Here is a 25,151-nt window from a genome sequence, read left to right on the forward strand (position 1 = left end):
CCTCTATGGCGTCTCGACCCATGAGTACTCCGCAGCACCGCGCCGCCAGCGCCCCGCTCATGCCGGAAAGCGGCGAGCTGCCGCCCACGGCGAAGCCCGGCGTCGAGACCGGCCTCGTGCGCATCGCTCCCGGCTTGCTCGGCAAAACATCGCGGCTGCGCTCCGTCATGTTCTGGATCGTCGGGGTGACGGGCTGTATCGCGGTCGTTCTGGTGGTGCTGCACCTCGGCTCACTACAGAAGATGGCCGAACTGATCCGCTCTGCTCGCCCCGGCTGGATGCTGGTCGCGCTTGCGGTTCAGTGCGGCACCTATGTCAGCGCGGCGTTCGTGTGGCGCGAGGCATTGCGCGAAGCCGGACATCCGCTGTCTCTACGCACCCTGACTCCACTGGGCATCGCCAAGGTATTCACCGATCAGGTGCTGCCTAGCGGCGGCATCAGCGGCACGATGCTGGTGGTGCGCGGTCTCAGCGGCCGGCATGTCCCAGCCGGAATCGCGATGGCCGCCATGCTGGTCGGCATGGTGTCTTACGACATCGCCTACCTGCTCGTCGTGCTTGCCAGCGCAAGCATGCTGTGGCTGCAGCATCGGCTGAACATGGCACTGATCGCAGGGGTGGCGATCTTCGTCGTGATCACGGTGGCGGTACCGGCTGCCGTGCTGGGACTCAAACAATGGGGGCAACGCGCGCCGATCGCATGGCTCAGCAAATGGCTGGGTGTCACCACCCTGCTTCGGCAGTTGACCGACGCGCCCACGCTGCTGCTGCACAACCCTCGCCTGCTACTGCGAACCGTCGGGCTGCAACTGGCCATCTTCGTATTCGATGCGTTGACGCTCTGGCTCGCGTTCCATGCGATCGGCGAAGTGCCGCCGTTCTGGGTCGTATTCGTCAGCTTCATCATCGCGTCGATGGTGGCCACCATCGGTCCGATTCCGGTCGGCCTCGGCACTTTCGAAGCCACCTCCGTGGGCATGCTGAGTTTGCTCGGCGTGTCGGTGGAAGCGGCGCTCGCCGCCACGCTTCTGTTGCGCGCCCTGACCTTCTGGCTGCCGATGCTGCCCGGCATCTGGCTGGCGCGCCGGGAGATCCGGCTTCAGTAGGCGGCCCCGCTCGCTTGCGAAATCAGCGATCCCACTCGCGGTACGCTAGCGCAAACAGGTGCGGACGCCTCGCCGGCGATCCTATTCGAAAGCTCACTTCGGGCTACGAATCGTCATAAACGGCGAAAGTGCCTGCATTTCGCGGCAGTCAGGAGTGGGGTCTGACCGTTGCGGCTGCAACCTTTGTAAATGAAAGCGTGCTTGCGCCGACCGAAGGGTATACAGTCAGTGTACGGGTCGCGTTCGGCGCCCCTTGTTCTGGAATGACCATGCGATCACAAATCAAAGTTGCACCACGTACGAGCGGCACGATGAGCGAATATGCTCTGTCTCGTCAGGCACAAGCACTTCTGCTCGAACAGGCGGACCGGGCACGCGCGGAACAACGGCGCGTCAATGACGCTCGCATTGATTCCAACGCGAGCAAGTGGCGCTATTCAGTGGCGTTGGCAGGGAGTTGATCCCGGTCAGCCAAAGTTGAGGAGGGAAAGATGACCACAGCTATGTGGGGCGTTCTAGTCGGGATGATGTTAATCATCACAGTATCCCATTACAGGTATCGTCAAGTTCCAGTGGGAAAGTGAAAAGCAGGCTGACTGAATAAGAATGAGATGGTCGCGAAATCAGACCACGTTATGCAGTAGGGCTCTGTGCGCGCAGCGGCGGAGGGACCGGTCCGACATTGGCCGAAACATCAGTATTGCGGAGACTCTCCTCCATGCAAAGGACCGATGTGTCGCACCATCAGCTTGAACAAGATCTCGTTCATCTCGAACACATATTGCCGCAACTCGTTGCCAATAGTGCGCTCGGCATGGTCTATTGGCGCCAGCGTATTACCGCACTCGAAACCGCTCAGTCATTGCTTCCCGATGGCGCTCGCAGAGTGACGCGCCTCCTGTCGATGATCAACCAGATAGACGACGCAACGCGCCGATCCTGAAGGCAGCGTACGCAGTCTTTGTACCGGTAGCGTAGTGCACTCAACGACGCGCCTCTCCGCGAACTGAACGCCCCTCAAAGAGTTGGCGGTAACGTGCCAAGTTGCCGGAACACGGATAGCCAATCCTCCAGGTGCCATGTTTTCGCAATCAGACTTCCGCGCATCTGGTGAAAAGAGTGAATGGCGAATCTGATGTGTTTAGAACTCGCCGCAATGCCAAGCAGTGTTCCGGTTTGAGTGCCGCTGATCTCCGCGCGAACGCCCACGCGGTCGCCATGAACGAGCACGTCGAGAATAGTCACCTTCATATCGGGCAGCGCTTTAGCGATGTCGTCGAACAGTTGCACCATCTGGTCCGGTCCCGCAATAGCGCCAACGGGCTCGGGAATATATTCCCAATCAGGCGTGACGACCTGCCGCAGCAAGGCAACGCTCTTCTGCTCGAATGCGCGATAGAACCCTTCAGTCGCTTGACGAGCAAGAAGTTCATCGGCGGGCAAGGTCATCTCCAATACTCCTGACGAATGTGCGGTAAAGCGTCGACTGACGATACTACACGCTTTCCCTGTCTAATTCAGCGACGTGCCGGCGAGCGGACATGGCAGTGCAAATGCCCGCGACACATCTGTCTTGCCGAAACAGTGATAGTCGCGACACGAATGCTTTCCTGAGGGCCTGCTTGTGCGGCATTAGAGATACTCGCTTGCTCACCCGCCCTGCAATGGATGCGCATGGCACCTAAAAGACAAGCGCAGAAAAAAGAAGGTATTCTTCCTTATCGACATGCCGCATTGAGCCCGGAATGAACGCATGATAATGATGTGACAGAGAATGAGAAGGCGCCGAATGCGATATGAAGCATCGGAAACGAGTATTAACGTCGCAATGCGATACCGACAAAACACGCTCATAGAAATTGAACGCCAAAGCCTTGATGAAGTTTCATAAACAGCCTGGGCGGTATAAGATCTGTGAAAATCGTGAACGTCAACTGCGTCGCGCACTGGTGCTCCTCATCCTGGTGAGGTGAGGCTAAATGGTCGCGCGAAGCGGTACAACAGCCAACCTGCTTCAGTCATTCGAACCAAAGATTCCCGCTTGCCTCGAGCAGGCAATCGCGCAGTCGCAAAAGCATTCGCTGTACTGCTGTCGGAATTCGCAACGATCCATTCATACCCAACCCGATGCCCAACGACATCCCAGAGCCGCAAGCCATTTGTAACGACGTCACCCGCAGCGCGATCTTTATCGTCGCGACGATCGAAGCCGGCAACGACCATGCAGAAAAGGTACGCGCATGGTGCGGCGACGTCGCCGCTCTCGTGCGCTCTGTCGGCAAGCGGGTTCCTGCCGGCAATCTGTCGTGCGTGTGCGCCTTCGCCTCCGACGCGTGGGACACCCTGTTCGGCGCCCCTCGGCCCGCCTCCCTGCATCCGTTCCGGGAGTTCGGCTCGGGTGAGCGCCGGGCAGTCGGCACGGCGGGCGACGTGCTGCTGCATATTCGCGCCGACCACATGGATCTCTGTTTCGAGCTAGCCACGCAGCTACTGGGCGCACTCGGCGACGCAATCACCGTGATCGACGAAGTTCACGGTTTTCGCTACTTCGATATGCGCGCCATGGTGGGATTCGTCGACGGCACGGAAAACCCGACGGGTCGCGCCGCCAATGAATTTACCTTGATCGGTGACGAAGATCCGGCGTTCGAGGGCGGCAGTTATGTTGTCGTGCAGAAATACCTGCACGACATGACGGGCTGGAACGCGCTTTCCGTCGAGACTCAGGAACGCATTATCGGTCGCACAAAACTGTCCGACATCGAACTCGACGAAGCGGTGAAACCGTCCTGCTCGCACAGTTCGCTCACCACCCTCACCGAGAACGGCAAGGAAGTGAAGATACTGCGCGACAACATGCCGTTCGGCAAACCCGGCTCGGGCGAGTTCGGCACCTACTTCATCGGCTATGCCCGCTCGCCCGCGCCGATCGAGCAGATGCTGGAAAACATGTTCGTTGGGCGGCCGCCGGGCAATTACGACCGCCTGCTCGACTATAGCCGCGCGGTGACGGGCGGCCTCTTCTTCGTCCCGTCGGCGACCCTGCTTGAAGAACTCGCAGACCGCGATCCACAAACCGCCGCTGCTGCCCATGTCGAACAGCAGACCGATACGTCTTCGCCCGCAGAGCCGCATGAAGCCGGCTCGTTGAACATTGGCTCTCTCAAGGGAACGTCCCAATATGAATAACCTGCATCGCGAGCTCGCCCCAATCTCCCGTGCTGCCTGGTCGCAGATCGAAGACGAAGTGGCGCGCACCTTCAGGCGCAGCGTCGCCGGCCGTCGCGTGGTCGACGTCAAGGGTCCTGGCGGCACCGAACTGTCGGGCGTCGGCACCGGGCATCAGATCGCGATCGCCGCGCCGCAGCAGGGCGTCGTGGCGAAACTGGCGGAGGTCAAGAGCCTCGTCGAGTTGACCGTGCCGTTCGAATTGCAGCGCGAGGCAATCGACAGTGTCGTGCGCGGCGCAAAAGATGCTGACTGGCAGCCCGCGAAAGAAGCAGCAAAACAACTCGCCTACGCCGAAGACCGCGCGATTTTCGACGGCTATCCGGCTGCGGGCATAGGCGGGATTCGCGATGGTTCGTCCAATCCGCCGCTCGCCCTGCCGGCCGATGTTAGCGACTATCCGAACGCCATCAGTAACGCGCTCGAACAACTGCGGCTCGCCGGCGTGGACGGCCCCTATTCCGTGCTGCTCGGCGCCGATGCGTACACCGCATTGGGCGAGGCACGCGACCAGGGTTATCCGGTTATCGAGCACATCAAGCGGATTGTGAACGGCGACATCATCTGGGCGCCCGCGCTCGCTGGCGGCAGCGTGCTGTCCACACGCGGCGGCGACTTCGAGTTACACCTCGGCGAAGATCTGTCTATCGGCTACACGAGCCATACCGACACCGTGGTGCGACTTTATCTGCGCGAAACACTGACATTTTTGATGCTGACGAGCGAAGCATCGGTTTCAGTGACGCAGGTGGAATGAGCAGGTTGAGCGGCTCGATGTTCCGGTAAGGCCTCACCCGGCTGAATGCCCTTCTGGTCCGGCATTCAGCGCCTTCCTCTGCGCAGTGATGCAATCACATCATGGTTAGCATAACGAACCCTGAATCCGTCCATGTATTTCATGAACGGACTGCGCAGAAGGGAATATTGATTTTCCAGTGTTGAGCATTGGCGGATCGACCCGACAAGTATCACCGGAAAGCCGTCATTTGCCGGTCTCGCGGCGACTCTGTTCCTCGACAGTGAAAATAGCTTCCGGCGTGACTTCGAGCCGAGCTTTCGGTATCGGAAGACCGCTCCCGTCGGAAAGACCGTAGGTGCCTTCCTTGATCTTCTGCAACGCGCGCTCGATGTCCGCGATGCGGTGGTCGTTCACGTCACGCAGCGCCTGGTTGACCTCCTTCTGGGCCATTGACTGCGCTTCGTCCTCGTACTCCTCCGCTTCATCGCCATGCTGCTCCTGCGTTGCCTGCTCGTCGGCGAGCGTGTTCTCCTCCCCGCCCAGCAGTTCCCGGCGAAGCGCCTCGAGGCGCTCGCGCTGCTGCGCGATGAACCCCTCACTCAACTCACCCTGTTGCTCCGCCATGATTCTCTCCCTTGCGTCGATTCGCTTTGCACGCGGTAGCGTGAAGCGTCACTCACCCAACTCCCGAAATGCGTGGCCATTCAGCTTCTCGTCTTGAAGTCTACGAGCAAGTCATGCCCAAGTGAAGCTGGGCTTCGCCGATGAGAGCGATTGACGGCATGCGCGCGGCGCTTTGCTGTTCAGGCTGAATATCCCGCTGTCGGCATGGTGGAATTACGGCATGATGGATTCTTATGAGAAGCATGCGCGCTGAATGCGGGCGGATGTCGATCACGAACGCTGCAAAGGAGAAAACGATGCCAACATGCACAGTTTCTTACGGCGAGTTTGAAATCGTGGTGCGGCCTGAACTTAACGAGCGCGGCGCCTGGGTTGCGAGTGTGAGCGTCAGCCGAGGCGCGGGAGCCGCAGTCTACGACCGTCCGATGACGACCCAACCGGAATGGCTGACTGAAGAGGAAGCCACGAGAGACGGGGTCGAATGGGCTTACCGGTTCGTCGATCAAGACTTGAATGCGCGACAACCCCACTCCAGCGTTGCCGAGCGCTCCCGAGCGGAAACCTGGTTCCGTGACGTCGAGCAATCGCGCAGCGCCAAGCCCACCCCATAGCAACCACAGGGACGGAACATCGTTCCCGGTAGGCTTGCGTAGCGGGCGAGAGACCGGGCGCGCTGAAGACACGCGCCCGCCTTCCGTCAGCCACGACAAGCCAGGTAAGGTTGGTCATCATGCGCCGCCAGAACAGGAATTTCCCGGGTTTGACGACGCCCGCTTCGACTAGCCCGCCGCTCCCGGCACAGCCGGCATGCCCAGGGATAGCCCTGACTTTCCCGCCAATTCGCGCCGACGTGTCTTGATTCGACTGCAGGATGGCGGTTTCGCGCGCTATGGCAGTGTATTGCGTCGACAATACACGGTGTTACGCTCAGGAAAGCAGCCTTCGCGGCAGTGAGCCGCCGTTCAGCGGCAAAATCAGCAGCTATCAGAACATACCGCGAAGCGCGATTGCCTACGACAGGCGAAACATCGCTGCGGGAGCGACTGCGATGCAAATCAAAACATATACCGTACTGACGCTAGTGGTGTGTAGCAGTGCTGCCTTCGCATGGCAGCCGCTCACCTATCCGATTCGAAGTCAAAGCCCTTACCAGCGCAGTATCGACAACGCAACGTGTTACGCGGCGGCGAACAAGCAGACCAAGGTCAACATCACCCGGGAACCGCAGATTCCGCCACGCAAGCCGGCTGCCACCAAGACCTCGTCGACGGGTGTGCCGTCGCGACCGCCATTGCCTTCCAGCAGTTTCTCGAGCGCGCCGATTGGCGCCAGCATGCCGGCCGCGGCCGCCGCAGCAGGCGCAAGCGCGCCCGCCGCTACCACGGCTGCTACGGCGCCGACCAAAGGTGCTTCGGCGCCCAAGGCGGCGAGCGCTCCGGTGGCGGGAACCACGACTACGGCGGCATCGGCGACATCTGCGACAAGCGCGGAAAACGGCGCCTCGGAAACGGCGGCTGCGAGTGCGGCCCAGGTGGCTGCGGCATCCGGTGTGAAGCTGCCGCCTCTGCCGGCGCCCGAGCCGCCAATGACACAGTATTGGGCCGCGTATGGCGCGTGCATGCAAGCGCGGGGTTACGTAGTCGCACAGTAACCTTGCTTGCAAGCTTCGTTACGGTGCCTTGTTTTTCTGATTGTGGCGCCGGCATTCGACGCCCCTTTGCGACACGGCGATGCTTAGCGACTTGACCTCCGATCAGCACGATCCATCCCGATGCGGACACTGCGGTGTCCCGCTAGCAGGTCGCTTCACGCCTTGTCCTTCGTGTCATCAGTGGCCGCACGAGTCGCTCGGCGCGCGCGCTGCCCCGCGTTCTTCCCTGCAAGTCCCGTTACACGAGCCGCTGAACGACTCACAGCCGCTGGTGGACAGCCGACTGCCCATCCGCAAGATCTGGAGTCCGTCCTCGCGCGCGCTGGTCAATCCTTATGAGTTCGTCGAGAAACCCGTCGTCGCGGTGCCCACGTATCAACGGTTGCGCCAGCCACTCGTGCTGGCCGCGTCGGTGCTGGTGGTGACGTCCGCGGTGTATCTGGGGTTCATCCGTAGCAACGACTCGAAGGTCGGCACGCCTATCGCGGTCTCCGGCAAGGTGCAGACACAGAGTGTCGCGCCGCTTGCCGTCTTGCCCCAGAAGTCCGCGCCGGCGGGCGCTCAGCGATCCGCGACCGCCCTGCCTCAGAAACCCGCGACCATCCTCGCGCAGAAACCCGTTGTCGCTGTCCCGCAGAAACCCGTTGCCGCTGCCCCGCAGAAGCCCGTTACCGCTCTCGCGCAGAAGCCCGTGGTCACGCTCCCGCAGAAGCCCGTTGCCGCCCTCGCGCAGCAGCCCGTTGCCGCTCTCCCGCAGAAACCCGTGGCGACCGTGGCCGCACAGAAACCTACGACGGTCGCCGCGCTTCGGCCCGCGCCGGCGCGCTCGCCACCGATTCCGCCACCGGCCGCTTCACCGCCGCTCGCGCGCCGCGTCGCATCCGTTGAGCCCGGCGCGAAAAGCGATTCGGGCGGCCAGTCAGGCAAGCCACCGGATAAGGTACGCGCGGACGTGTCCCGGCATCTGCGCGCCGCGCGCGCCAATCTTCAGGAGAACAATTTATCGGCAACCAAAGCGCGCCTCGCGGCAGCGATTGCCGCGCAACCGGATAATCGCGACGCGTTGAATATACGCTCGACGCTGAGCGCGCGCGAACAGCAACGCGATGCGTTACTGAGTCTCGCGCGAGGCTGCGGATATATCGCGCGATGGACGTGTGTCTCGCACAATGCCGGCACCGCGCTGCAGATCGATTCCAGCAGCAAGGAAGCTCAGCGTCTTGTCACGCTTGCGCAGCGCGAGACTGAACTCCAGATGCCGCCGGCCGCGGAGCCCGCGCCCGAGTCGGTACCCGACACACGCGACCTCACCAGCCATCACTGATGGCACAGTCAGTTGCAAGCCGGTCATGAACCAACGACGACGAACGCTTGCGGGTGACGCGCCCTAACGGGCCGACACGGCAAGGCTTACCTGACGCGCGATCGCGCGATAACGGTCGGCGGTATCCCTGAGCGTCAAGCCAGTCAGCGAACGTTGCGCCCGCTCCTGCCCCAACGCGGCAATCACTGCGTCGGCGTAGCACTGCACACTGTCCGTATCGATCAGCTGGACACCCGGAAAGCCGTTCGCGAAGGCGAAGGCCGGAATTTTGCTCGCCACGATCGGCACGCCGGAGGCCAACGCCTCGAGAAATGCCACACTGTGTGCCTCGGATTCCGACGGCATGACGAACACATTCGACTCGGACAGCACAGTCGCGACGTCGGTGCGCGGGCCCGCGACCACGACGCGTTCCGCAATGCCAAGCGTTTTCGCCAGCGCAATGACCGCGCGTTGATAGTCCGGGTCTTCGACCACGCCGTACAGCACGAGACGCGCGTCTTTCCCCCGCCTGAGTACTTCGCTGAAAGCCCGCAACGTCGCCAGTTGATTCTTCACGGCCGCGTACCGGCCGATCTGCACCACCTGCGCCGTGCGGCCGTCGCGCTCCGCGCCGTCAGTGAACGAAAAGCGTTCGAGGTCCACGCCGTTCGGCACCACGGTCATGGATGGATGCGGCCCGATGGCCTGCACGTAGTCCGTCACGCCCTGCTCGGAAACGCCGATCACCACGCGGGCACGTCCCGAGAGGATATGCTCGACGCGCCTGAACAGCGGGCGCTCGAAGTCGTTGGTCGCCGAATGCATGACGTACACCACCGGCACGCGCAGCGGCAACGCACGCGCGTAGAACGACGGAATGGTCGCGTGCGCAAAAATCACATCCGGGCGAAAGCGCCGCACCGCGGCGAACAGATGACATAGCTTGATGAGCGCGCGATGCCGCCGCTGCGGAAATACGCACTCCACGCCATGGCGCTCCAATTCGTCCTGCAGGGGCGCGAATTCCGCATGCGCCGGCAACAGCGAAGCCACGCACACCGCCATGCCCTCGGCGCACTGATCGAGCGCGAGGTCTTTCGCCAGGACTTCGGCCCCCGACAGGCGCGGTGCAAGGACCAGATGAAATACGCGCATCATGGGGTCCTCGTTGTCAACGTCCTGAACAGCATCCACGCGGCGGCGCAGCCGAGGCCGAGCGTCATGGACCAGGCAATGCCCGTCACGCCCCACCAGTGAACGGCGGGAGGCGCGCTCAGCAGCAGCACCACGACCTGGATCGCCGATGCGTGCACGGTGGCTTTCGCGTCGCCCACTGCGCGCAGATAAGCCACCAGTACCGCGATCAACGCACCGATCGCCATGTTGATCACGAGGATTTTGAAGAGCGGCACCGCCGGCAGCCACGCCGCGCCGAGAACCAGCGAGAAGAGCGGCTCGGCGACCAGCCTCAGCAGCGCGACGAAACCGGTGAGCCCGATCGCGACCGCCAGCAGATAGATCTTGATGACGCGCGCCGCCGACTGCGGATTGCGCCGGTAATGCGCCGCGAACGTGGGGAACAGGTATTGCGACATGGCGATCGCGGCGTCCGCGAGCAGCATCTGTGCGAGCCGCGACGACATCTGATAGCTGCCCAGTTGAGCCGGCCCGAGCAGCTTGCCGACCACCACCTTGTCGAACTGGTTGAGCAGCAGGTTGATCACGCTGCTGGCCCAGATCCAGCGGCTGAAGCCGACATAGTGGCCGATGCCCGACCACACGGCGCGGATCGGCGGGCGCGGTTTCATGGTCGCCCAGGTCAGCGTGCTCTTCAGGCTTTCGCCTGCCACGAGGCCGAGCAGCACGGACGCAGCGCCCGCGCCGAAATACGCGAGCACGAGCCCGACCGAGCAATCGACGAACGCCGCCGCCACCTCCACCCCGGCGATGTGCTGGAACCGCCGCTCGCGCTGCACCACGTAATAAGCAGGCGAAGCCAGCCCGCGCAGCAAAGGCAACAGCGCGGCGAGCTGGATCAATACCAACGAGCCGTTCAGGTGAAACTGATCGCTCAGCAATGGGGCGAGCGCGACCAGCAGCAGCGAGATGAGCACGCCTCGCGCCGTCAATGTCGTCCACAGCGCGCCGAGTTGCGAGCGCGACGGCGGATGTTCGCCTTGAATGACCGCTTGCGCCAGCCCGGTGTCGGACAACGCCTCGGCAATCGCCACCGCGAGCAAAGCCACGCTCACGCTGCCGATCGCCGCCGGCCCGAGCATGCGCCCGATCGCAAGAAATTTGATCGCTACAAGTCCACGCACAGCGAACTGTTGCAGCAGGACCCACGTCGCCGCACTCGCGCCGAAGCTGCCCGCCATCGAGAACGCCGGAAGCCTGATCGCCCGCAAGCTATCTCTCCGTCGAATCGCAGCGCCGGTGAATCGGCCACGCACAGCGATTTCACGCATCGCTGCGAACGCCGCCGGCGCATAATCAGTTAGATTGCACCAGCAAGCTGGCGAAGTTTTTCATCGAATTCCATGCACGACCATACCGCGAGAGAATCGCCGACAACCGCCATCAGCTAGGCGGGTTCCGCCGCGGCCAACACCCCCTAGTACGTTAACTAACAAAGCGGGTCAAATTAGTGCTTCTACCCATTCCGGCGGTGCTAACGTTGCTCAGCCGACGCCGCTCAGGAACAGGCGCACGAGCACTTTTTCACCCAACGTAAATGGCTGCCGACGCAATGGAACAAGACTACGTCCTGATTGTGGAACCGAATCTGACCGGGCACCGCTGGCGCTATGTCGAGTGGACCATGCAGGCCTGCGCGGAGGCCGGCTATCCGTGCATGCTCGTGACCGAATGCGCGAACGAAGACCACCGGCTCGCGCGGCAAATCACCGCCGCCAACCGCCCGGACCAGCAGATCGCTTTCGTCGATCCCGAGGAGCGGCCGCGCAGCCGCCTGCGCGAGCCCAACGAATACTGGCGCTTTCACCGCTACTTCAAGCGCGTGTACACGATCATCAGCCGCATGCAGTCCATCCGTCTCGTGGTGGTGCCTTACGTCGATTACTTCTTTTATTCGCTGCCGTTTCTCGGCTCGCCATTCGGCGACACGCCGTGGATCGGCATCACGATGCGCGCGACGTTTCATCACCACAAGGTCGGCATCAAGGCGCCCGATCGTCCGCTCGTCAATGCGGTCAAGTCGCAGCTATTCAAGCGCGCGATCCGCACCGCCGGCCTGCGCACGCTGCTGACGATCGACCCCACGCTGCCCGAATGGGCGGCCCATAACGCGTGGAAACACAGCGCGGCCATCGCCTATGTGGCCGACCCGTTCCCCGATGAGCAGGCGGAGGACCCGGCGCTGGCCCGCAACCGTCTGGGGCTCGATCCCGAACAACGCTATTTGCTGGTGTACGGCGCGATCACGGAACGCAAGGGCATCTACGAACTGGTTCATGCGCTCACGCGACTCGAACATGCCCCCACGTTGATCGTCGCCGGCGAGCAGGACGCGGGCACGCGCCACTTCATGCGCAACCATGTGCGCAGCCTCAAGCCTGCACCGCTGGTGCTCGACACATTCATTTCCAATGATACGGAGCGCGACCTGTTCTCCGCGTGCGACGCGGTCTGGCTCGGCTATAAGGGGCACTACGGCATGAGCGGCGTGCTGGTGCAGGCGTACCGCTTCGGCAAACCCGTCATCGCGACGGAAGACGGTTTGATCGGCTGGTTCAGCCGGCGTTGCGAGTTGGGGCCGATCCTGAGCGACCTGAGTTCCGCGTCGATCGGCCGTGCGATCACCGAGACGATGACCTCCTGGCCGCACGCGCCTGAAACCGTACCGGGCGCGCGTGAAGATCTGTTGTCACGGCATACGCTTGGACAGTTCAAGCAGACCTTGCTGCAACAAATGGCCTGACTGCACAGCAGAAGTCTTTAAGAAACAAGAGGCGTCCGTCAATACGATGGACGCCTCTCCATTTGTGGCATCTGTTAATTGGCCGGATACACGCGTAACCGGCCGCATTTCCCCCTGCTCAGGACAACTGGCCACCCGCCGCGGCGGCAGGCACCTGCTCGCGCACCGAACTGCTGCGCCTTTCCGGGAACAGCGCGTTGCGCATCAGCAGGAACGGGTACTCGATGGCGCGCGTGGTCACGTAGCCGATAGTAATCGCAATCGCAAACTGCGCCGCAAGCGCGACAACCCAGATTAGGCTCGGCGCAAGACCCAACGCGGTCGCTTTGCGAATCAGCATGTCGCCGGGCGCGAGCGCGAGCGAATGCCACAAGTAAATACCGTACGAATAAAGACCGATCCACGCGACGCCGCGATACAGCCACGATTGACGCAGCGACCCGGAGTACTCCAGCACCAGCACGATCAGCGCGGCGAATCCGATCGCCTGGATCGTATAGCCGATGCTTTCATCCAGTGCGAGATTCTTCGTTGCGAAGGCGAGCCATGCGCAAAGCAGGACGACGCTGAAAATCAGCAGCCACTTACGCTTCGCGAGTTGATGGTAGACGCCGGGTTTCATCCAGTAGATCGCGGAAAGAATCACGCCGACCAGCAAACTGTCGATCCGGTATTGCGTGTACGCGAAAGCCGCCTCGAGGTTGCCGCCCGCCACGGCGAAACAGCGCGCGGTGAGCACTATTGCGCAGATGCCGGTGAGCACGCTGACGATCGTCCAGGCGCCGAGACGCCAGCGCGCGAACAGAAGCAGAAGCGCGGGCAGCACCAGATAGAAGTGTTCTTCGACGGCAAGGCTCCACGTCTGCGTAATCGAGGTGCCCAGATAGTTCTGCAAGTGGGTCAGGTTCTGGATCAGGAAGGAATTCCACGGGTGGCGTCCGGCCAGCACATGAAAGACGATCAGCACGTAATACGCGGGCCAGATGCGGAAAATCCGCCGGATGATAAAGCGCCGTGCGTCGACGTGCCCGGTCTCGGCGTACTGTCGAAGCAGCAGGCCACCCACCAGAAAACCGCTGAGCGTGAAGAACAGATTCACGCCTTCGCGGCCGAAATTCTTCAGCGGGTACTCAATAATCTGAATGAGGTAATTGCCGGTGTGAACAGCATGAAAGTGAAAGCCCATCACCATGATGATGGCGATGCCGCGCACGAAGTCCAACTCGACCGCCCGCCCGGCTGTTGTGGGTCCCGCCCCGCCGAATAATTTCATGTTGTTCCCCCTGTCGACCAAAGTTGGCGCTTTAGCGCTTTTAGCCCTACTCTGATCCCATGCAAGATGGTCGCTGTCGTCGTTCACGGGCGCGTGGCCCTTTTTGCATCTTCGGTGTCGGCAAGCGTGCGTGCGCGCCAACTTCAAGGCATTGGCCGACAAGATACGCAAGTTTGCGCGCGTCTTGCAGAGCATGCGCTTTCCGCCGACGCCAGAACCCAGGCAATGCTCGACGAATGCGGTCCAGCCAACTAACAGCGCGGGAGATTCCTTCAAAATAACCCGATGCGAGACCGTCCGCTATAGACCGACGGCGGATCGAAGGCGACGGGGAGGAATCAGTAATGCGCCATCAGTATGCAACGCCCTGGATATGGATTTTTCTGCTACCGCTTGCGTTCGACTATAAGGCGACCGACGCGAATACCGGCCACTTCGCGCAGTTCATCTTCGTCCTTCCGGCGATCGCCGCGGGCATTGCGCTCCTTCTCATCGCGCCGCGCTTTCGCGAACGTTCGCGGCTACGCTCGGCCGTGACGTGGAGTGTGATGCTGTGCGTGTTCGGCAGCATCGTCGCGCAACTGGTTCAGGATAACGACACCGGCAACTACTTGCGCGTGCTGTTGCCATTCGTCCTCTTCATGCTGGGCTATCTCGTGGCATGTCGCCCGTGGAGCGAATTCCGCATCGCCCAGTTCGAAAAAGCCCTGTTCGTCGCCAACGTCATCAGCCTCGTGTTCACCCTGGTCTACGGCATGGCGACCGGCGGCGGTCTCGACGACGTGCGCTTCCGCATCCTTTCCGTGACCTTGCTCGGTTTGCAAGGCGTGTTGCTCCACGAATTTATCGTGGCGAAGCGTTTTTCCTTTTTCACCGTGTCGGTGTTCGCCCTGAGCGTTGTCATCGAGCTGCTCAGTGTGACCCGCAGCGCGATGATCGGAACCGTGCTGCTGTTCCTGATCGCCATGGCGCTCAGCGCGCCGTCTATCCGCCATATCTGGCGCGCGATGAGCCGCACGATCATTATCAGTGCCGTGCTCGCCGGCGCGGCCGGCGTTGCGGCGCTGAGTTTCCCGACCGTCGCCGAGCACTGGACGCAGCGCATTTTCTTCTCCGAAGAGACCCGCTCCGGCAAGGATCCGACCACCGTCACGCGTCTCGCGGAAATGCGAGACCAGTACGACCAGGTGACGGCGGAACCGGAGACGCTGCTATTCGGCGAAGGCTACGGTCACTACTATCGCTACTCACCGGTCTATCTGCCTGACCTCGCCGGTCAGATCAGCGAGAAAGACTTCTACGCAATCAGCGAGTGGGCCGCGGGACACAATTTCTGGGTCTATCAGTTCTTCGCGGGCGGCCTGCTGTTCGGCCTCGCCATGCCGTTGGTCACGCTCGCGGCGCTGGCGATCTGCTTCTTTTCGTATCGCTACTGGCGCTCTGTCGTGCCCGACGCGCCGATGTTGCCGGTGCTCGGGCGCGCCATCATGCTGTTTGCCGCGTTGCCGGCCACGTCGATCGGCGGCAATCCGCTCGGCCCGCGTTTTTCCGGCCTGATATTCGGCGTCGCGCTCGGCTTGATGATCGCCACTCACGCGCGCTTGCAGCGCGCGCTGCCGGCTCGCGCGCGACGCTTGCACCGTCCGCCGTCTGTACGGGCGGAGGCAATGCCCGAACTGCCCGGCCGAATCCAACCCGGTATGGGCCGCGCCGACCTCCCGGCCACGCTCGGCATGTCGAGCACAGCCAATACCGGCACCGACTCCCGCCAGTACGGCGCGCTCGTCCCGCACACGCCGCAGAGGCACCGCTCCAACCGACCCGGTATCATTCGATGAAAATCCTCCACCTGCTTGCAAGCGTCGACCCACGCGCCGGCGGTCCCGTTGAAGGCGTGCGCCGCAGCGGCGTGGCCATGCAGGAAGCCGGGCACGAGATCGAAGTGGCGACGTGCGATGCGCCCAGCGAGGCCTACCTCGCGGCTTTCCCGTTCCCGGTCCACGCCTTCGGCCCGACCCGCGGCCGCTACAGCTTCAGCGAGCGCCTCGCGCCCTGGCTTGCCGCCAACGCGAAGCGCTTCGACGCGGTGATCGTCCACGGCTTGTGGCAATACCACGGCTTCGCGGCCTGGAAAGTCCTGCACAACAGCGAGGTGCCGTATTACGTATATGTACACGGCATGCTGGACCCGTGGTTCAAAGAGGCCTACCCGCTCAAGCATCTGAAGAAGTGGCTGTACTGGCCGTGGGCCGAGTATCGCGTGTTGCGCGATGCGCGCGCCGTCATCTTCACGACGGAAGAAGAACGCACGCGAGCGCGCCAATCGTTCTGGCTGTACCGGGCGCACGAACGCATCGTGCCGTTCGGCACGGCGGTGCCGCAACTCGAAGCCGCGCCGCTGCGCGAAGCATTCCTGCAGGCCATCCCCAGCTTGCGCGGGAAGCGCATCGTGCTGTTTCTCGGCCGCGTGCATGCGAAAAAAGGCTGCGATCTGCTGATCGACGCATTCGCGCGCATTGCCAGCCGCGATCAAACGCTGCACCTCGTCATTGCCGGTCCGGACGAAACCGGCTGGGCCACGACACTGCGCACTCAGGCGCAGGCGGCCGGTGTCGCGCATCGTGTGAGTCTGCCGGGGATGCTGCAAGGCGACCTGAAGTGGGGTGCTTTTCATGCGAGCGATGTGTTCATTTTGCCGTCGCATCAGGAGAATTTCGGCGTGGCGGTGGCGGAGGCGCTCGGCTGCGGCCTACCGGCGCTGATCTCCGACAAGGTCAATGTGTGGCGCGAGATCGAAGCAGACGGTGCGGGGCTGGTGGCCGCGGATACGGTCGACGGTACGGAAAAGAATCTCATACGCTGGCTCGAACTCGACGACACCGCTCGCGAGGCGATGCGCGCGCAGGCGGCTCGCACATTCAATGCGCGTTTCCGGGTCGAGACCATGGTCAGCGCACTGACCGCCCTGCTCGAATCCAAGGGCCGCCACGAAGACGTGCGTGACAACACGCTCACCACACTGCGCGAAGCCACCCAGCAAAGCCGCTGAACGCGCGGGGCCAGTCACGCGGCGCGCAGTACGCGCACGCGCCTGGCTCATGACATCGCGACACTACAGCGCACAAAGTCCCAACCTGAATTGAAAATGGCGCGCCAGGGGCGCGCCATTTTTCCCTCGTCTTCATTGCGCGTTCACTGCTCCTTCATCAACGGCGTCAAGGTCGATGCCGCGATCGGCAACGTATCGACCTGAGACTGCGACTGAAGCGACATGCTGGCGCTGTTCGCGGCGTCGACGCGGCTCGTGCCGACGAGATCCGGCAAATCGAGTTGCCGCTTCAGATGACCGGCGAGGCGCAGCGACAGCGCGGCAATCGTGATGGTCGGGAAATTGGCGCCGACGGTCGGAAACACCGAGCTGCCGCCAATGTACAGATTGCTCATGCCATGCACCTTGCAATCGCGATCGACCACGCCCTCGCGCGGCGAATCGTGCATGCGCGTGGTGCCCATGTGGTGCCACGTGCCTTCGAGTTTCACCGGCCACGTCCGGCCTTCGAGCGGCTCGTCGAGCGTGACGTCCGCGACGTTTGCCATCTGCAATTCCTGCGCGAGCAACTGGAACGTCTTATCGAAAGTGCGCTGCACCTGTTCGCCGAGGCGCCACTCCACGCGCACGCGCGGCATGCCGAAATGGTCGCGCTTATCGGTCGACAACGTCACGCGGCTATCCGGATCGGGCACCGCTTCGACGATCGCCTGCAGCGTGACGTCCGTGATCAGCGCGGGCCATTGCAACAGCCGCGTCAAACCGAAGCCGACGGTATGCAGCGGGTGCGAAATCATCGTCTCGATGTCGCGCTTCAGGCTGCGACCCGGCTGGTCCTTGCCCATCAACGCTTCCTTGAAGCGGATCAGCGCCTCGGAGCCCGCACTGCCTTCGCCGTACCATTTCGAGTAGAGCCAGACACGCGAATTCAGCAGTTTCTCGCGCTCCATCCACTCCTGCTTTGGCGCGAACTGGGACGAGATCTTCGTACCGTGCGCCGACACCGCCGCATTCTGATAGTGATACTTGATGTCGTATAGCTTGTTGCGCGCGACGCCCGGACGAAAGCGCACTTTGCCCGACATCATGCGCGGATGGTCCATGAAGTAGCGGCCGACCAGATCGTTGGCATTGCCGAGGCCGGCGGCCTGCACATTATTCGACGCGAGCAGCAGGCGCGCGTTTTCGATGCCACCTGTAGCCAGCACGAAAATCCTCGCGGTCACCGAAATTCGGCGGCCGCTGATCGTGCCCACTTTCACCCTCGAAATCGTCGTGCCTTGTGCGTCGGCGTCGATATTGAGCACGTTTGCGTGGAGGAACACGCGCACCCTCGTGGAGTGCGACAGTTCCTCGCGATACGTCTTGCCAAAGCGCACCGGCGGGCTGAACTGCGCGACGGTGTCACGCATATCGCCGGTGGCGAGCGGCAGACGGCGCACATCCTGGCGCCCGATCTCGCGCTCCCAGTAAGCGGGGTCGAAATTCTGCGGACCGAGCTTCAGCAGCTCATGCGTGCGCGCATAGTAGGGCGCCAGTTCGTCCAGACCGAACGGCCAGCCGCTGTGCGCGATCCAGTCGCGCTTTTCGAAGTCCCAGGGGTCGAGCGGGCGGCACCAGCCGCCCCAGCAGTTGCTGCTGCCGCCAAAGTACCGGCTGCGCGAGCCGTCCGCGAACGTATAGGGAAGCCCGACGTTCTCGCCGCGATACAGGTCGCGGGTTGCGTCGTCAGGCCCGAAGCCACCGCTTTCGAGCACGCAGGCGTCGATACCCGCCCTGGACATTTCGAGCGCAAGCGTAATTCCGGCAACGCCTGCACCGATGATGCAGACCGTCGTTTCAACAACCGTGTTTTGTTCAACAGTACGCGTATCGATGAACATCCCCTACTCCCGATCTTCTTCACGCATTTCTTGAGCGCGTCACGGTTCGCCGGCCACGGCCGGCAACCATGCTACGCAAACGTCGCAACCGGGCTCTGCAGGCGTGCCGCCTCGGGTGCCGCTCACCCTATCGCGCGACAATCCCTTGCGGCAGCCCACATTCCGGCACTGCGACCTCGGCCTCCTCAGCGTACGAACGCTGTGGTTCTATGTCTGTGGGTCAGGTCACGGAGTCGAACCGTTTCCTGATGAAGCGGCACGGATTTCCACCGTACACGCCCTCGGCGTCCAGCGACCGATGCACGACCGACAAAGGCGTCACGACCGCCGAACGGCCAATCGTCACGCCCATTTGCACCACGCATTTCGACGTGATCCAGACGCCGTCCTCGATGATGATCGGTGCAACGTGCAGATCCATCGTGGTGCTCATGTCGTGTGAGCCGGCGGTGAGGAACGTGCCTTGAGAGATGCACACGTTCGAGCCGATGCGAATCAGCGTCTGGTTGTAGATCCAGACATCGACACCGAACCAGCAGTTGTCGCCCACCTCGAGATTCCACGGCGCCTTCACGCGCACCGGATGCACGAACCGGCAACCTGTACCGATCTTCGCGCCGAACAGCCGCAGCAAGGCGACGCGCACACCGGAAAACGGCAGCAGCTTGTTGTTGATCACGCAGGCTTCGAGCACGAACCAGATCAGTTCGATCAGCGCGCCGCGCCGCGCCTGATAGTTTCCTTTGCCGGCCTGCGCCAGCTCGATGACGCGACCGTCTTCGCGCACAGCATCAGCCTGCGGCATGCGGCCGATATGGGGATTGTCGGCAATGTTACCCATCAGCTTTCTCCGAACCACGAACAGTGGTAAACATACGCAGGCATGCCAGGCAAATTCTTTACATTATGTTGCGGCGCCTTGCGGGACTTTTCACTGTGGCCGTGCCGGCAAGCGTTTTGGCGGCTACACGCGTACTGGTTGGCGCACGATAGCTTTATCCCGACCGCAACTCCTTGGGGAACAAGATGAACACCTCGCTTCGACACACCGCTACCTGGATGCTTCTCGCGATCGGATCGTGCGCGATGCCGGCTTTCGCGCAGAAGGCCGCGCCCGAACCCGCTCCCGCCGCGACCGCGGTCAACGCCTACGGTGTCAATGCTCAGCTTCCCGCCAACCGGCGCGCCGCGCACCGCGACAGCGAGAAGGCGTTGCTCGGCTCGCCGAATCCCTACGGCACGGACAACATGCAAGGCAATACCGACGACGCCCAGCGCGCCGCGTTGCTCGATACGCAACGCATGACCGTGCTGGGTGGGGGGCAGGGTGCGCAACCGGCGATCGGCAAGGGCCAGCGCAAGGCGCCCGCCGCGGCCAACGGCCCGGTGCGTGTAGCGGGCCAGCCGGGTCGTCCGAATCCGGCTGCCAACGCGCTGGCGGCGGACGGCACCGCGAAAACCACCTATGCCGATCCCTACACGTCGGGCAAACGCGGCGTCTACCGTTCTCCGTGGTGAAATCAGCTTCATGATGAGGCCGCGGTCCGGATCAATCCGGCGCGGCTTCCTCCGCCGTCGCCGGCTTGTGCCGACGCCGGCCGGATCCACCTGAAGCGCGCGGGCCGACTGGGGATGCCGCGCCTTTCGATTGTTTTCCTCCCGACTTACGCAACAGCACCGCGAGCCGTTCTTCGAAGGTGCGAATCGTCGACTCCGGCGAGAGCGCGCGCTCCGCATAATTGCGCGCGGCTTTGCCGAGCGCAGTGCGTCGTTCCGCGTCGCTGGCGAGCACCGTGATCGCCGCGGCCAGCGCCTTCACGTCGTCTGGCGGCACGACCACGCCGCGTGGCGCCACGGCTTCGTAGAGCGCCGTGCCACGGCGCGCCATCGCAATGGTCGCGCGCCCGCTTGCGAACATCCCGGTGAGCTTGGAGGGCATGACGAGATCCGCCGCGTCGCCGCGTTGCGGAAGCACGTGTATATCGGCGAGATTGAGCAGTTCGTTCAGGCGTTCGACCGGTTGTAGCGGCAGGAACACGCAATTCGTCAATCCCGAGCAGCGTTCCAGCAGATTCTCTTTGGCGGCGCCGCTACCGCAGAACACGAAGGTGAGGTCCTTGCGCGCGGCGAGCGCGACCGCCGCATCGGCGAGCGTTTCGATGCCCTGCTTCGCGCCCATGTTGCCGGAGTACAGAATCACTTTCTGTTCGGCAGGAATTCCGAGGAGACGCCGGAATTCGCTCGGCCGCCCAAGCGGGAAGATGCTCGACACGTCGACCCAGTTTGGCAGGCACACCACCTTCGATGCGTCGACGCCTTTGGCCGTCGCGCGGGCGCTCATCTGCCGCGTGATCGACGACACCGCATCGAAGCGCCGAAGCAACGCGCTTTCGATCCAGCGTGCCGTGCGAGCCGCGCGTGGGCTTTTCAGCAGGCCCAGATCGAAAGCCGCATCGACCTCGTAGTCCTGAATATGCAGCCACGCGCTTGCGCGCGTGAGACGCGCGAGCATGAGCGAGCCCGGCGCGCACATCAAGGTCGGAGCGATCAGCATCACCGCATGGGGACGCCAGAGCACGTGCCGTGCGAGCAGCGGCAACGAGGTCGCCGCGAATGTCGCCAGATGCAGCATGCGCTTCAGGCCGCTCGGACGCGACGGCACCCACAGCGGCGCGCGCCAGATGGCCACACCGTCGCGCGTCTCGTGCTGATACCGCCACGACGCGTAGCCCTCTCCGACACGCCACTCCGGATAGTACGGCGGCGCGCACACCACCCGCACTTCATGTCCGCGGTTGGCCAGCAGCACGGCCATTTCCGCCGTGTACTTACCCACCCCCGTCAGTTCAGGCGCATAGTTGATGCCGTAGATCAGTATCTTCATCGTGACTGCCAGTGCGAGTGAGGGCGTCGTGCGCGCGACGTGGCTGGGCGTTAGCGACTCAGTCGCTCAACATCAACGCGCAGCCCCGGGCGATATTGGCAGCCGCGGAAGGCGGGTCGAAACGGCGAATCACATCCATGCACCGGCGCGCGGTGCCGCCCGCATCGGCGAACGCTTCCATTGCCTTGAGCATGGTGCGCTGCAGCCCGGCGACATCGCCCGCGGTAAACGCGTAGCCGCTCACCCCGTCGATCACCAGTTCCGGCACGCAGCCACAACTCTCGCTGACCACCGCCGGACAACCATGCGCGAGCGCTTCGTTGACCACCAGTCCCCACGGTTCGCTGTAGCTCGGCAGCACCATGCAGGTCGCGCCGTAATACTCCTGCGTAAGCGGCTCGTCCTGCAGACTGCCGACGAATGTCACCGCGTCGCCGAGTTCGAGCTCGGCCACCTTCGCATGCAAGGCTTCACGCATTGGGCCCGTGCCGACAATGCGCAGCTTCGCCGCCGGAACACGCCGCCGCAATCCGGCGAGCGCCTCGATCAGCGTGCCGATGCCTTTCTCTTCGGACAGACGCCCAACGAACAGAAACACCGGCTGATTGCCCGCGCGAGCGGCAACCCGCTCGACCAGCGCACGCTCCGGCGAAAACGAACCCGGCAACGCTGCCGCCTGACACGGCACGAAAATCTTCTCGCGCTTCGCACCGAGCGAGAGCAGATACTCGCGGCTGCGCTCGCCAAACCCGAAATAGCCGTCGCACAGCGAGAAAAACACGCGCTTGGGAATCGACGTCAGCAGCTTCTTGGGCCGGTCGCGCGCGGTCGAATCACAGAACACCGCGCGCCGTTTGCCGGTCACGATGCAGGCCGCGAGCATGGCCCAATATTCCGGGCGGTGATAGCCCGGCAGCACGATCAGGTCCGACTTGGTGCGCAAGACTTCCCACGTGAGGCGCGCGATCAGCTTCATGGTCGGCACGTCTTCGTAGCAGCCGTCGAACAGCTTCTGCATTGGATAGCGGTGAAACGAATAATCGACGTCGGAAAACCCGACGCGGTCGTGCTCCGTATCGGCGATCTGCACCATTGAATAGCGAATCGCGCCTGAAGCCGAAATGTTATGCAACGCGGAAAACACGACACCCTTGTGGCGCGACCACACGACGTTGTGAAAGATCGTGACTGACGCTGTCATTTTTATGCCACTCCTCGAAGATTCGTCCTGCGTGCATCGCGCGTTCCGCGCTCGCACAGCGTCCCCAGCTAGTCATTTCAAAAGCCGCGTTGAAGCGGCAACCCGTGCGCCTATGCCTCGACGGCGGCAGCGGGTGTCGAACCGGCATGGGATTCAACGAAGTCCCGGTACGTGGATGCGATCCCCTCTTCCAGACCGATCGTTGCGCGCCAGCCCATTTGCGCGAGGCGCGAGACGTCGAGCAGCTTGCGCGGCGTGCCGTCGGGTTTCGAGGCGTCGAACACGAGTTCACCGTCGAAGCCCGCCACCTTGCAGATGCATTCGGCCAGCTCGCGAATCGACAGGTCTTCACCCACGCCGACATTGAACAGGCCTTCCGTCACGTTGTGCTCGAGCACGAACAACGTGGCCGCGGCCAGATCGTCGACGTGCAGGAATTCGCGGCGCGGCGTGCCCGAACCCCACACCGACAGCGTGGCGTCGCCGTTCACCTTCGCTTCATGAGCCTTGCGCAGAAGCGCCGGCAACACGTGGCTGCTATTCAGATCGTAGTTGTCGTTCGGACCGTACAGATTGGTCGGCATCAACGCCACGTACTGGGTGTTGTACTCACGGTTGTAAGCTTCGCACAACTTGACGCCGGCGATCTTCGCGATCGCATAGGCGTCGTTGGTCGGTTCGAGCGGCGAAGTCAGGAGATACTCCTCGCGGATAGGCTGCGGACACTGCTTCGGATAGATGCACGACGAACCGAAGAACACCAGCCGCTCGACCTTGGCCCGGTACGCCGCGTGAATCACGTTGGTTTCGATCACCAGGTTTTCATAGATGAACTCACCCGGGCGCGTCGCGTTCGCGAGAATGCCGCCCACGCGCGCGGCCGCGAGCAGCACCACGTCGATCTGTTCGCTTTCGAAGAAGCGATTCACGGCCGCCTGATCCGTGAGGTCGAGCTGCTGCCGCGAGCGGGTGATCACATTCGGATACCCCTCGGCGGCAAGACGCCTGACCAGCGCGGAGCCGACCATGCCACGGTGGCCCGCGACGAAAATGCGTGCTTGTTTGTTCATCGCAAGTTACTCGTGATGTTCCAGCGCCGTGAATCCGGCCAGCGTGACGAGCGCGTCACGTCGTGCAATCTGATAGTCCGCGCGCACCATTTCCTTGACGAGCGAGGCGAACGACGTGGTCGGCTGCCAGCCGAGCTTCGCATGCGCCTTCGACGGATCGCCGAGCAGCGTCTCGACTTCGGCGGGCCGGAAGTAGCGCGGATCGACGCGCACGATCACGTCACCCGGCGACATCTTGATCTCGCGCCCTTCCACTTTCTCGACGATGCCGATTTCATCCACGCCGGTGCCTTCGAAGCGCACGGTGACGCCAAGCTCGGCGGCCGCGTGCTGCACGAACTGACGCACGCTGTACTGCACGCCCGTGGCGATCACGTAGTCCTCCGGCCGCTCCTGCTGGAGCATGCGCCATTGCATCTCGACGTAATCGCGGGCATGGCCCCAGTCGCGCAGTGCCGACAGATTGCCGAGATACAGCGTCTTCTGCATGCCCACCGCGATACGCGCGACGGCGCGCGTAATCTTGCGCGTGACGAACGTCTCGCCGCGCACCGGCGATTCGTGATTGAACAGAATCCCGTTACAGGCATAGAGGCCGTAAGCCTCGCGATAATTGACCGTGGTCCAGTACGCGAACAGCTTGGCCACCGCATACGGGCTGCGCGGATAGAACGGTGTAGTCTCCGACTGCGGCACCTGCTGCACGAGGCCGTACAGCTCCGAAGTCGAAGCCTGATAGAAGCGCGTCTTTTCCTGCAGCCCGAGAATCCGGATCGCTTCGAGAATCCGCAGCGCGCCGAGGCCGTCCGCGTTAGCGGTGTATTCCGGCTCCTCGAACGACACCGCAACGTGGCTCTGCGCGGCGAGGTTATAGATCTCGTCGGGCTCGACACGCTGAATCACGCGCAGAAGGCTGGTGGAGTCGGTCAGATCCGCGTGGTGCAGAAAAAGTCGCTGGTCCGGATCGTGGGGATCGCGGTACAGGTGATCGATCCGGTCTGTATTGAACAGGGATGACCTGCGTTTGATGCCGTGTACGTCGTAATCCTTGGCGAGCAACAACTCCGCCAGATACGATCCGTCCTGTCCTGTGATGCCGGTGATCAGCGCGACCTTACGTTTCATGGAGCATTCTCCTCGTTAACCTTTGCAATCCCAGTGCCACAGCCTGGTGCCATAGCCTGGTGAACTTCGTCG

At 62.7% G+C, this 25,151-nt stretch carries 22 protein-coding genes; 11 read left to right on the forward strand and 11 right to left on the reverse strand.

Features of this window, described 5'->3' with window-relative positions; translation table 11 throughout:
- Positions 1 to 20: 20 nt before the first annotated feature.
- On the forward strand, positions 21 to 1,106 hold the full coding sequence (locus tag P0D70_RS21110; protein WP_408185919.1) for a lysylphosphatidylglycerol synthase transmembrane domain-containing protein: 1,086 nt from the start codon (positions 21 to 23) through the stop codon (positions 1,104 to 1,106).
- A 718-nt stretch (positions 1,107 to 1,824) separates the two neighbouring features.
- Positions 1,825 to 2,049, forward strand: a complete 225-nt coding sequence (locus tag P0D70_RS21115) for a hypothetical protein (protein WP_286161988.1) — start codon at positions 1,825 to 1,827, stop codon at positions 2,047 to 2,049.
- Positions 2,050 to 2,123: 74 nt separating this feature from the next.
- On the opposite strand, the gene P0D70_RS21120 is transcribed toward P0D70_RS21115, so the two are convergent.
- Positions 2,124 to 2,555, reverse strand: a complete 432-nt coding sequence (locus tag P0D70_RS21120) for an ester cyclase (protein ID WP_408185920.1) — start codon at positions 2,553 to 2,555, stop codon at positions 2,124 to 2,126.
- 678 nt (positions 2,556 to 3,233) lie between these two features.
- On the opposite strand from P0D70_RS21120, the gene P0D70_RS21125 reads away from it, so the two are divergent.
- Positions 3,234 to 4,295: a Dyp-type peroxidase gene (locus tag P0D70_RS21125; RefSeq protein ID WP_408185921.1), complete on the forward strand. Its 1,062-nt coding sequence runs from the start codon at positions 3,234 to 3,236 to the stop codon at positions 4,293 to 4,295.
- Positions 4,288 to 5,091, forward strand: a complete 804-nt coding sequence (locus P0D70_RS21130; protein WP_408185922.1) for a family 1 encapsulin nanocompartment shell protein — start codon at positions 4,288 to 4,290, stop codon at positions 5,089 to 5,091. Before P0D70_RS21125 ends, P0D70_RS21130 begins: the two co-directional genes overlap by 8 nt.
- A gap of 225 nt (positions 5,092 to 5,316) precedes the next feature.
- Here the strand turns inward: P0D70_RS21130 and P0D70_RS21135 are convergent, their stop codons facing one another.
- Positions 5,317 to 5,697 (reverse strand): TraR/DksA family transcriptional regulator, encoded by a 381-nt coding sequence (locus tag P0D70_RS21135; protein WP_408185923.1) that lies wholly within the window; start codon positions 5,695 to 5,697, stop codon positions 5,317 to 5,319.
- A gap of 263 nt (positions 5,698 to 5,960) precedes the next feature.
- Between P0D70_RS21135 and P0D70_RS21140 the strand changes: the two genes are divergently transcribed.
- From P0D70_RS21140 to P0D70_RS21150, 3 genes are all read left to right on the forward strand, one after another.
- On the forward strand, positions 5,961 to 6,308 hold the full coding sequence (locus tag P0D70_RS21140; protein WP_408185924.1) for a DUF6566 family protein: 348 nt from the start codon (positions 5,961 to 5,963) through the stop codon (positions 6,306 to 6,308).
- A 437-nt stretch (positions 6,309 to 6,745) separates the two neighbouring features.
- Positions 6,746 to 7,348: a hypothetical protein gene (locus P0D70_RS21145; protein WP_408185925.1), complete on the forward strand. Its 603-nt coding sequence runs from the start codon at positions 6,746 to 6,748 to the stop codon at positions 7,346 to 7,348.
- Positions 7,349 to 7,619: 271 nt separating this feature from the next.
- Positions 7,620 to 8,672 carry a hypothetical protein gene (locus tag P0D70_RS21150; protein ID WP_408185926.1) on the forward strand — a complete coding sequence of 351 codons (1,053 nt, stop codon included), beginning with the start codon at positions 7,620 to 7,622 and terminating at the stop codon, positions 8,670 to 8,672.
- A 63-nt stretch (positions 8,673 to 8,735) separates the two neighbouring features.
- Here P0D70_RS21150 and P0D70_RS21155 read toward each other — a convergent pair whose 3' ends face one another.
- Both P0D70_RS21155 and P0D70_RS21160 read right to left on the reverse strand, forming a co-directional pair.
- Entirely contained in the window at positions 8,736 to 9,809 is a 1,074-nt protein-coding gene (locus P0D70_RS21155; RefSeq protein WP_408185959.1) for a glycosyltransferase family 4 protein, read from the reverse strand.
- Positions 9,809 to 11,062, reverse strand: a complete 1,254-nt coding sequence (locus tag P0D70_RS21160; protein ID WP_408185927.1) for an oligosaccharide flippase family protein — start codon at positions 11,060 to 11,062, stop codon at positions 9,809 to 9,811. The genes P0D70_RS21155 and P0D70_RS21160 overlap by 1 nt, the downstream gene beginning before the upstream one ends.
- Before the next feature lie 341 nt (positions 11,063 to 11,403).
- Between P0D70_RS21160 and P0D70_RS21165 the strand changes: the two genes are divergently transcribed.
- The gene (locus tag P0D70_RS21165; protein WP_408185928.1) at positions 11,404 to 12,594 is read left to right on the forward strand and encodes a glycosyltransferase; all 1,191 of its coding nucleotides are present in this window, start codon (positions 11,404 to 11,406) and stop codon (positions 12,592 to 12,594) included.
- A gap of 118 nt (positions 12,595 to 12,712) precedes the next feature.
- Here P0D70_RS21165 and P0D70_RS21170 read toward each other — a convergent pair whose 3' ends face one another.
- The gene (locus tag P0D70_RS21170) at positions 12,713 to 13,867 is read right to left on the reverse strand and encodes an acyltransferase family protein (RefSeq protein ID WP_408185929.1); all 1,155 of its coding nucleotides are present in this window, start codon (positions 13,865 to 13,867) and stop codon (positions 12,713 to 12,715) included.
- 344 nt (positions 13,868 to 14,211) lie between these two features.
- On the opposite strand from P0D70_RS21170, the gene P0D70_RS21175 reads away from it, so the two are divergent.
- A complete protein-coding gene (locus P0D70_RS21175; protein ID WP_408185930.1) occupies positions 14,212 to 15,705 on the forward strand; it encodes a hypothetical protein in 1,494 nt (497 codons plus the stop codon).
- Positions 15,702 to 16,916: a glycosyltransferase gene (locus P0D70_RS21180; protein ID WP_408185931.1), complete on the forward strand. Its 1,215-nt coding sequence runs from the start codon at positions 15,702 to 15,704 to the stop codon at positions 16,914 to 16,916. Before P0D70_RS21175 ends, P0D70_RS21180 begins: the two co-directional genes overlap by 4 nt.
- Positions 16,917 to 17,059: 143 nt before the next feature.
- Here P0D70_RS21180 and P0D70_RS21185 read toward each other — a convergent pair whose 3' ends face one another.
- Both P0D70_RS21185 and P0D70_RS21190 read right to left on the reverse strand, forming a co-directional pair.
- Entirely contained in the window at positions 17,060 to 18,799 is a 1,740-nt protein-coding gene (locus P0D70_RS21185; protein ID WP_091796595.1) for an FAD-dependent oxidoreductase, read from the reverse strand.
- Positions 18,800 to 19,019: 220 nt separating this feature from the next.
- Positions 19,020 to 19,640 carry a DapH/DapD/GlmU-related protein gene (locus P0D70_RS21190; RefSeq protein ID WP_408185932.1) on the reverse strand — a complete coding sequence of 207 codons (621 nt, stop codon included), beginning with the start codon at positions 19,638 to 19,640 and terminating at the stop codon, positions 19,020 to 19,022.
- Positions 19,641 to 19,825: 185 nt separating this feature from the next.
- Between P0D70_RS21190 and P0D70_RS21195 the strand changes: the two genes are divergently transcribed.
- Positions 19,826 to 20,317: a hypothetical protein gene (locus P0D70_RS21195; protein WP_408185933.1), complete on the forward strand. Its 492-nt coding sequence runs from the start codon at positions 19,826 to 19,828 to the stop codon at positions 20,315 to 20,317.
- Between the two features lie 31 nt (positions 20,318 to 20,348).
- Here P0D70_RS21195 and P0D70_RS21200 read toward each other — a convergent pair whose 3' ends face one another.
- The 4 genes from P0D70_RS21200 to gmd form a co-directional block, all read right to left on the reverse strand.
- A complete protein-coding gene (locus P0D70_RS21200; protein WP_408185934.1) occupies positions 20,349 to 21,683 on the reverse strand; it encodes a glycosyltransferase WbuB in 1,335 nt (444 codons plus the stop codon).
- 58 nt (positions 21,684 to 21,741) lie between these two features.
- Positions 21,742 to 22,884, reverse strand: a complete 1,143-nt coding sequence (locus P0D70_RS21205; RefSeq protein ID WP_091796599.1) for a glycosyltransferase family 4 protein — start codon at positions 22,882 to 22,884, stop codon at positions 21,742 to 21,744.
- A 110-nt stretch (positions 22,885 to 22,994) separates the two neighbouring features.
- The gene (locus P0D70_RS21210; protein WP_408185935.1) at positions 22,995 to 23,954 is read right to left on the reverse strand and encodes a GDP-L-fucose synthase family protein; all 960 of its coding nucleotides are present in this window, start codon (positions 23,952 to 23,954) and stop codon (positions 22,995 to 22,997) included.
- 6 nt (positions 23,955 to 23,960) lie between these two features.
- A complete protein-coding gene (gene gmd, locus P0D70_RS21215; protein ID WP_091796601.1) occupies positions 23,961 to 25,079 on the reverse strand; it encodes a GDP-mannose 4,6-dehydratase in 1,119 nt (372 codons plus the stop codon).
- Positions 25,080 to 25,151: the final 72 nt, after the last annotated feature.

It is taken from the genome of Paraburkholderia sp. RL17-381-BIF-C (assembly GCF_046026435.1).
GTDB lineage: Bacteria > Pseudomonadota > Gammaproteobacteria > Burkholderiales > Burkholderiaceae > Paraburkholderia.

Excerpts from the sequence above, each read along its gene's own strand:
- P0D70_RS21155 (WP_408185959.1), bottom strand. The coding sequence starts at position 9,809 with ATGCGCGTATTTCATCTGGTCCTTGCACCGCGCCTGTCGGGGGCCGAA.
- P0D70_RS21190 (WP_408185932.1), bottom strand. The coding sequence starts at position 19,640 with ATGGGTAACATTGCCGACAATCCCCATATCGGCCGCATGCCGCAGGCT.
- P0D70_RS21200 (WP_408185934.1), bottom strand. The coding sequence starts at position 21,683 with ATGAAGATACTGATCTACGGCATCAACTATGCGCCTGAACTGACGGGG.
- gmd (WP_091796601.1), bottom strand. The coding sequence starts at position 25,079 with ATGAAACGTAAGGTCGCGCTGATCACCGGCATCACAGGACAGGACGGA.
- P0D70_RS21165 (WP_408185928.1), top strand. The coding sequence starts at position 11,404 with ATGGAACAAGACTACGTCCTGATTGTGGAACCGAATCTGACCGGGCAC.
- P0D70_RS21125 (WP_408185921.1), top strand. The coding sequence starts at position 3,234 with ATGCCCAACGACATCCCAGAGCCGCAAGCCATTTGTAACGACGTCACC.
- P0D70_RS21205 (WP_091796599.1), bottom strand. The coding sequence starts at position 22,884 with ATGACAGCGTCAGTCACGATCTTTCACAACGTCGTGTGGTCGCGCCAC.
- P0D70_RS21210 (WP_408185935.1), bottom strand. The coding sequence starts at position 23,954 with ATGAACAAACAAGCACGCATTTTCGTCGCGGGCCACCGTGGCATGGTC.
- P0D70_RS21140 (WP_408185924.1), top strand. The coding sequence starts at position 5,961 with ATGTCGATCACGAACGCTGCAAAGGAGAAAACGATGCCAACATGCACA.
- P0D70_RS21185 (WP_091796595.1), bottom strand. The coding sequence starts at position 18,799 with ATGTTCATCGATACGCGTACTGTTGAACAAAACACGGTTGTTGAAACG.
- P0D70_RS21180 (WP_408185931.1), top strand. The coding sequence starts at position 15,702 with ATGAAAATCCTCCACCTGCTTGCAAGCGTCGACCCACGCGCCGGCGGT.
- P0D70_RS21135 (WP_408185923.1), bottom strand. The coding sequence starts at position 5,697 with ATGGCGGAGCAACAGGGTGAGTTGAGTGAGGGGTTCATCGCGCAGCAG.
- P0D70_RS21175 (WP_408185930.1), top strand. The coding sequence starts at position 14,212 with ATGCGCCATCAGTATGCAACGCCCTGGATATGGATTTTTCTGCTACCG.
- P0D70_RS21145 (WP_408185925.1), top strand. The coding sequence starts at position 6,746 with ATGCAAATCAAAACATATACCGTACTGACGCTAGTGGTGTGTAGCAGT.
- P0D70_RS21170 (WP_408185929.1), bottom strand. The coding sequence starts at position 13,867 with ATGAAATTATTCGGCGGGGCGGGACCCACAACAGCCGGGCGGGCGGTC.
- P0D70_RS21115 (WP_286161988.1), top strand. The coding sequence starts at position 1,825 with ATGCAAAGGACCGATGTGTCGCACCATCAGCTTGAACAAGATCTCGTT.
- P0D70_RS21195 (WP_408185933.1), top strand. The coding sequence starts at position 19,826 with ATGAACACCTCGCTTCGACACACCGCTACCTGGATGCTTCTCGCGATC.
- P0D70_RS21110 (WP_408185919.1), top strand. The coding sequence starts at position 21 with ATGAGTACTCCGCAGCACCGCGCCGCCAGCGCCCCGCTCATGCCGGAA.
- P0D70_RS21130 (WP_408185922.1), top strand. The coding sequence starts at position 4,288 with ATGAATAACCTGCATCGCGAGCTCGCCCCAATCTCCCGTGCTGCCTGG.
- P0D70_RS21120 (WP_408185920.1), bottom strand. The coding sequence starts at position 2,555 with ATGACCTTGCCCGCCGATGAACTTCTTGCTCGTCAAGCGACTGAAGGG.